The organism is Gordonia sp. 852002-51296_SCH5728562-b, assembly GCF_001665475.1.
In the GTDB taxonomy this organism is placed as follows: domain Bacteria; phylum Actinomycetota; class Actinomycetes; order Mycobacteriales; family Mycobacteriaceae; genus Gordonia; species Gordonia sputi.
This window is the reverse complement of the sequence record NZ_LZMI01000011.1, coordinates 84,748-91,478: the sequence shown is the minus strand read 5'-3', so window position 1 is coordinate 91,478 and position 6,731 is coordinate 84,748. Positions and strand designations below refer to the sequence as shown.

Annotated in this window: 5 protein-coding genes; 1 reads left to right on the top strand and 4 read right to left on the bottom strand. The window is 64.0% G+C overall.

What is annotated here, in order from left to right:
- Positions 1-159: 159 nt before the first annotated feature.
- On the top strand, positions 160-1,893 hold the full coding sequence (locus tag A5766_RS25260; RefSeq protein WP_156527349.1) for a LuxR C-terminal-related transcriptional regulator: 1,734 nt from the start codon (positions 160-162) through the stop codon (positions 1,891-1,893).
- A 14-nt stretch (positions 1,894-1,907) separates the two neighbouring features.
- On the opposite strand, the gene A5766_RS03115 is transcribed toward A5766_RS25260, so the two are convergent.
- From A5766_RS03115 to leuA, 4 genes are all read right to left on the bottom strand, one after another.
- Positions 1,908-3,203, bottom strand: a complete 1,296-nt coding sequence (locus A5766_RS03115; RefSeq protein ID WP_064903380.1) for an ion channel protein — start codon at positions 3,201-3,203, stop codon at positions 1,908-1,910.
- A gap of 52 nt (positions 3,204-3,255) precedes the next feature.
- Positions 3,256-3,447, bottom strand: a complete 192-nt coding sequence (locus A5766_RS23685; RefSeq protein ID WP_082965429.1) for a hypothetical protein — start codon at positions 3,445-3,447, stop codon at positions 3,256-3,258.
- A 6-nt stretch (positions 3,448-3,453) separates the two neighbouring features.
- Positions 3,454-4,473, bottom strand: coding sequence for a DUF2254 family protein (locus A5766_RS03110; RefSeq protein ID WP_082965428.1), 1,020 nt, complete (start codon positions 4,471-4,473; stop codon positions 3,454-3,456).
- Between the two features lie 331 nt (positions 4,474-4,804).
- The gene (gene leuA / locus A5766_RS03105) at positions 4,805-6,655 is read right to left on the bottom strand and encodes a 2-isopropylmalate synthase (RefSeq protein WP_064903378.1); all 1,851 of its coding nucleotides are present in this window, start codon (positions 6,653-6,655) and stop codon (positions 4,805-4,807) included.
- Between the last annotated feature and the right edge of the window lie 76 nt (positions 6,656-6,731).

The following is a 6,731-nucleotide window of genomic DNA, read 5'->3' as shown; positions in this document are numbered from 1 at the left end:
GAATTCGAGACCATCATCAACCACGAGGCCCCTCAGGCCGCGTGACTAACCCTGTCACCTATCCGTGCACCAGGCCCTCTCGCGCAGGAGCTGACCGGACGTGCCGACAGCTTTGCGATCCTCGAACAACTGGTGACGCGAAACGTGTTGACGGTTCGATTGACAGGTCGCTCCGGATGGTTCCGCTACCACCCGCTTCTACGTGAGTTTCTCCGCGATCGACTCACCATTGAACGCCCACAGGAGATTTCGACGCTCCATCGGCGTACGGCGCAGTGGTATCTGGAGAACGGTGAACTGATCCCCGGGATCAGGCATCTGGTCGCGGCGGGCGACTGGCCCACGGTGGCGGAGGTGGTGGCAAAATCGGCACTCCCACTCATCCTCACGATCCACGCAGGCGAGCTGGCCGCAGCGTTGGCTCCTGCACTCGATGTCGTCGAACGCGATCCCCGCCCGGAGGTGCTCCTCGCGGCATGTGTTGTGGCGCATCATTCTCGGGACTTCGTCACCATGCGCCAGAACGCCTTGGACGCCGAGACCGCGTTGTTGGAGAGTGGCGTCGAACCACCTCGATGGACTCAGATCATCGTCGCGCTGGCACGGATGGTCGCAGCTCGGGTCTTCATTCCCGTTGAGTTGTACGAGACTGCGAACGAAGTGCTGACTGTCGCGACCGGGGCATCGCGCAACGAGCTGCCCGCGGTAGGTGCGTACGCGGTCATCGGCCGGACGAACGTAGCTATCAGCCTGGTTCTTCGCGGCGAATTCGACCGTGCTCGTGTGCATTTGGAAGATGTGCGGGTCGAGTCTGATCGTGCCGGGGTGGCACTCACCTCGGCTGCAGCGCATGCCTACCTGGCTCTGCTGGATGTCATCGCGGGTGACCTCCCGGAAGCGGGACGTCGAAGCGACATGCTCGCGAGACTGGGTGTTCGACGTGGTTGGACACAGCAACCCCAGTTGCTTGCGGCCAACGCCGCCTCCGCTTTGGTGCACCTGGAGACAGACGAACTCGACGCCGCAAGCGAGTGCATCGACTCCGGCTTCGACCTCGTTCTCCACGGGTCTGATCTGCCTGCGACAGTGGTCCTTCAGATCGCGGCCGTCGGCGTTGCGCTCGCGCGGCGTGAACTGCATACCGCGCGAGCGGCGGCGAGCCGCCTCCGTGCGCTGAGCGCGAGTTGCGCCGGACTCCCTCTGCTCGACGACTGGGTTGCGGTCTCGCTGGCCCGCGTCGAATTACTCTGCGACGACGTCGATTCCGCTGAGAAGATCCTGACCGGGTTGCCCGCATCGACCTCTTCTTCATCGAGTGAATTCAGTGCCGAACTCGTCACCATCGCGCGTGCGGAAGTCCTCCTCGCGCAGCATGAACCACGCGCCGCGTTCGACCTGCTGGGTACGCCGGCCCGGTACGCGGCACACCGCACGCTCGTTGTCGAGGCCACGCTGTTGTCAGCGATCGCGGCGGATCGGCTCAGGTTGGACTCGATCGCACTGGAGCGGATGGGGCAGGCCATCGATGCAGCGGCCCCGATCGGAGCGCTGCGGCCCTTCGTGGCTCACAGCGAGGAGATCACTGGTCTGCTGGCGCGCTATCGACATCTGAACGCTGAACCCTCAGAACTGAATCGGGCACTTCTCCTGCGGCTGACAGCTGCCGATGGCGCCGCAACGATTCGACCTGCAACTCCATCGGACCCGCTCACCGAGCGAGAACTCGCCGTATTGCGTTACCTGCCAACGATGTACAAGTCGGCGGAGATAGCTGCGGATCTCTTCGTGTCGGTGAACACCGTGAAGACACACCAGCAGTCGATCTACCGCAAGTTGGGGGTATCGACACGCCGCGCCGCCGTCGACCGTGCCCGCGAGTGGCGCCTTCTGTAGCCGCGCAGTTCAAGTCAGGTGCGTCCCGCCGCGTCCTCGTCGACCGGCTTCGCACGCAATTCGGGTGCATTGGCCACGACAAGCCACGCGGCCAGCGTCGCGAACAGGAGCGGTATCAACAGATCGAGTTGCGGCACAACAGCGAGTCCGAGGAAGAGGCTGATCCAGCCGTTCCGCGTTGCCGCGACGACGATCCCGACGATGCTCGCGGCCACGGTGATCGTCAACGGAAGTGACGGCCACAGCACGTGCATGCCGAATCCCGCTGCGGCACCGGCAAAGACAGACGGAAAGATGCGACCACCACGGAAGCCGCCCGCGCTGGCCAACAGCATGGCACACATCTTGATGCCTGCGAACGCGAAGAACCCGAGGGCCGTCGTGGTCCCGATCCGGTCGGGCAGTTCCTTCATCTGATCGAGGCCCTTGAACAGCGTGATCGTTCCGCCGAGTATTCCGAGGCCGCCGAGGATCGCTCCCACCAACGTCAACCGGACGATGGGGTCCCGTAGCGAGCGATGCAGCACCCGGTGCAGCGGATCGAACACGAAGGCCGCGACCACACCGCATGCGGCGATGACCACGGCCACCCCGACGGCGATCAAGGTGTCGATGATGCTGCCGACCCTTTCCTCCGGTAGGTCGATCGACATCGTGAGGTCGGTGAAGCGCAGGATGACGAACGATCCGGTAGCCGCCGCGACCAGGGGCAAATACAGGCGATTCCACAGGGGAATTCGCTGATCGCCGGGATTGGCCTCCGACAGCATGAGGGCCGCGGCGACCGGGGTTCCGAACAGTGCGCCGAATGTCGCAGCAGTCGAGAGGCCCATCCACTGGTCCTGGTCGATCTTCGGGATGAGACGCACACCGACGGCCACCACGATCGCCGCATTGATAACCATGATCGGGCTCTCCGGACCGAGGCTGACGCCGCCCGCCAGCGCAAGGATCGCCGCGATCGCGAGGCCGGGGGTCGCACCGACGGAGATCGGTGTGGACACCAACTCCTGCGTCGCGGGATCATCTCCGGCGTGGCCGGGAGCGAATCGGATCACCAGTCCCACCAGAACGCCCGCGATGGTCAGTACGAGCAGAATCCACCACCAGGTGCTCTCGGTGATGCCCAGCCACGGCGTCACGGTGTGCCAGAGGAAGTGTTCAAGGGTGCTGGCGACGGCCGAGATTCCCCACAGCAGCAGGGCACATACGACACCCACGAGGAGGGCGACGGGCGTGAGTGCGAGTAGTTTCCCGACGGGTACTCGCGTCGAGTCCTGCTGTCCGGTTCCGGTGGTCGCCTCACTCATGACTTCAACTGTCGCGCATCCGAAGTCGGTTCACACCACGAAACGCAGAGGTTCACTGATCGAGGGTGGGGAATCGGTCGGCCCGCGCCTGTGCGACCCACGTGCGTCGTCGCGCGAGTTGCGTACGTTGTTCGACGGTTGCCGCGACGGTCGATACGCGAGAAAGTGCCGCGTCGAGTCGGGCAAGCATCAACGGTGAATCGAGCGAGGCCGCGATGACATCGTCGAATCCGACGACGAGCATGTCCGTTCACGACGGTCGGGGGACCACAAGCCTGAGATGACCACCGGCATCGCGCCAGCGCCGCGCGCTCTCGTCGATGGACGTTGCAGACACCAACAGGAACTCGACCTGGTCGACCGCCTGCACCGCGGTCGCGGGATCGTTGATCGCGGGCGACATGGCACGGAGTGCGATATCGGCGATGAGGCGGAAGGCCAGGAGCGGATCGCCGTCGAATGTGCGTTCTGGCCCGGTGTCGAGCGCAGCGAAGAAGGTCCCGGTATCGATTTCTCCGACGTCGCTATTGCCTTTGTCAAGGCTCTGTGGCGCACGACCGTACACGTGGGCGAGCGTCGCGCCTGCGCGCAGTGTTGACCCGACCGTCTCCTCCATGACGATCACGGAGTCGGCGGATTCGGCGAGGTGAACCAGTCTCTCGACGTGTAATCGCTGCAGTACCAACGGATTGCGGGACCACAGGATGCTGCGTGGTTCGGCAGGGGAGTCGACTTGCTTCGGGTCGAGGTCGTCGCTCGTGGGGTACGTCGCGACAATCGATTGCTGACCGTGTTCGCAGATCGTCGTCAAGACCGGTGAGATCTGGGTTGCGGCAAGGGCATTGGCCAGTACCACGCGCAACAGCACAAGCACGGCCAAGGTGCCCACGACTGCCACGAGCGGAACACTCGCCGACATCGTGTCCCGGCTGCCCGACGCGAGGATCGCGGTGATGCAGAAAACGATGACGCTCATTGCCACGGCGGCTGTTCGCCAGACGATGGGAGCGTCTCGGAAGAGTGTGAGTCGGGGTGTGAAAGTAGTTGCCACCCATTGGACTACGAGGAACAGCAACGAAAAGATCACTGCGAGTGTGCCGAACACCGCGCCGCTGAGGCCGATGAGAACGGTCGCGACCGACGACGTCGAGATCTGCGGAGCGGCTCCGATGTGCATCAGGCCGATTGCTGCTCCGGCACCGAACAGCACGCCGATGGTCTGTGTCAGCCCAGCGCGTGCACGCCTTCCGAGCGTGTCGAGGCCGGTCATGGGGCAGGGTTTTTGGTTCGGCGTCGAACTGTCATCACACCGACCACCTTCGCGACGCTCTCCACAGCTGCCGTCTCACAAACTACAGGGTGAGACGGGTCTACAGGGTGGAACCGGACTACAGGGTGAAGCCGAACCACAGAGGGTGGAACCGAACCACAGGGTGGACTTCGGACGCAGGCTCACCTCGGGTACGAGCGTCGCGCAGACGGAATGGGCCGAAACCTCGCGCGCGGGGATCGCCCGCTTGACGAGAGTTTCGGCCCATTGCCTGACACAGCGACGGCGGGGGTTACCCGCGTCACCGTGAGTTCATCGGTGAGAGAAAGGTTTACGGCGCCCAGGTACGTGGGGCGGCATCGGTCTCCACTGGAGCCGAAGCGGTCACGCGGTAGGCGCGATTGACTGCAGACACCACGGCACGCAGGCTTGCCGTCGTGATCGACGACGCAACGCCGACGCCCCACACGGTTTCACCGTTGACCTCGGTCTCGACGTAGGCGGCCGCGCTGGCGTCGCCGCCTGCGGTGAGTGCGTGCTCGGCGTAATCCAGTACGCGGACGTCGAATCCGACGGTCGACAGCGCGTCGACAAATGCCGCGAGGGGTCCGTTACCGCTGCCCGAGATCTCCTTCTCGACACCGTCGACCTTCACCACAGTGGTGATGTGGTCGTCGCCGCCGTCGACCTCGGAGGCGTCGACCTTCTGGCGCATCCGCTCGAGCGGGCGGATCGGATGCAGGTATTCGTCGGCGAAGACGTCCCACATCTCCTTGGGAGAGACCTCGCCGCCCTCGCCGTCGGTGATCTTCTGGATCTCGCGGCTGAACTCGATTTGCAGGCGTCGCGGCAGGTCCATGCCGTGGTCGGCCTTCATGATGTACGCGACGCCGCCCTTGCCGGACTGGCTGTTGACGCGGATGACGGCTTCGTAATTGCGGCCGACATCCTTGGGGTCGATCGGCAGATAGGGCACCTGCCACAGGATGTCGTCGACGTCGGAATCGGCGGTGTCGGCGTCGACCTTCATCTGGTCGAGACCCTTGTTGATCGCGTCCTGGTGGCTGCCGGAGAATGCGGTGTAGACCAGGTCGCCGCCGTAGGGGTGGCGTTCGGGTACACCGAGCTGGTTGCAGTATTCGACGGTGCGTCGGATCTCGTCGATGTCGGAGAACGAGATCTGCGGGTCGACGCCGCGGCTGAACATGTTCATGCCCAGTGTCACCAGGCAGACATTGCCGGTGCGCTCACCGTTGCCGAACAGGCAGCCCTCGATGCGGTCTGCGCCCGCCTGATAGCCGAGTTCCGCTGCGGCGACAGCGGTTCCGCGATCGTTGTGCGGGTGCAGGCTCAGGATGATCGAGTCGCGGCGGGCGAGATTACGGCTCATCCACTCGATGGAATCGGCGTAGACGTTCGGTGTTGCCATCTCGACGGTGGCAGGCAGGTTGATGATGAGCGGCTTATCGGATGTGGGAGCGATGATTTCGCTCACCGCGTCGCATACTTCCTTGGCGTAGCTCAGCTCCGTGCCGGTGTAGGACTCGGGCGAATACTCGTAGCGCCAGTTGGTGTCCGGGTACTTCTGCTGCTCCTCGAGAACCTTGTGCGCGGCGTGCGTCGCGATCTCGGTGATCTTCGACTTGTCGGCACGGAACACGACCCGACGCTGCAGCACCGACGTCGAATTGTAAAAGTGCACAATCACATTCGACGCTCCGCGGCACGCTTCGAAGGTGCGCTCGATCAGCTCGTCGCGGCACTGCGTCAGCACCTGGATGGTCACGTCGTCGGGGATGGCCCCGTCTTCGATGATTTCGCGAACGAAGTCGTAGTCGGTCTGGCTCGCCGACGGGAAACCGACCTCGATCTCCTTGTAGCCCATGCGCACCAGCAGCTCGAACATGCGGCGCTTGCGAGCGGGACTCATCGGGTCGATCAGGGCCTGGTTGCCGTCGCGCAGATCCACGGCGCACCACATCGGTGCCGCGGTGATCACCTTGTCTGGCCAGGTGCGATCGGGGATCGAGATCTGCTCGACCTCGTCGGCGAATTGCCGGTAGCGGTGAACGGGCATCGCGGAACTGCGTTGCGGGTTCCAGGAGGGCTGTCCTGCTGGGATGGGGCCGGACGGCTCGACGATGCGGCTCGGGCCCGAGGTGAAAGTGTCTGCTGGTGCCATGATGGTCAATCTCCGAAGTAGGTCTCAGATTGGGGAGTGACCGGCGCGTGATGAGGCCCCGCGACGGAGGGCCGGT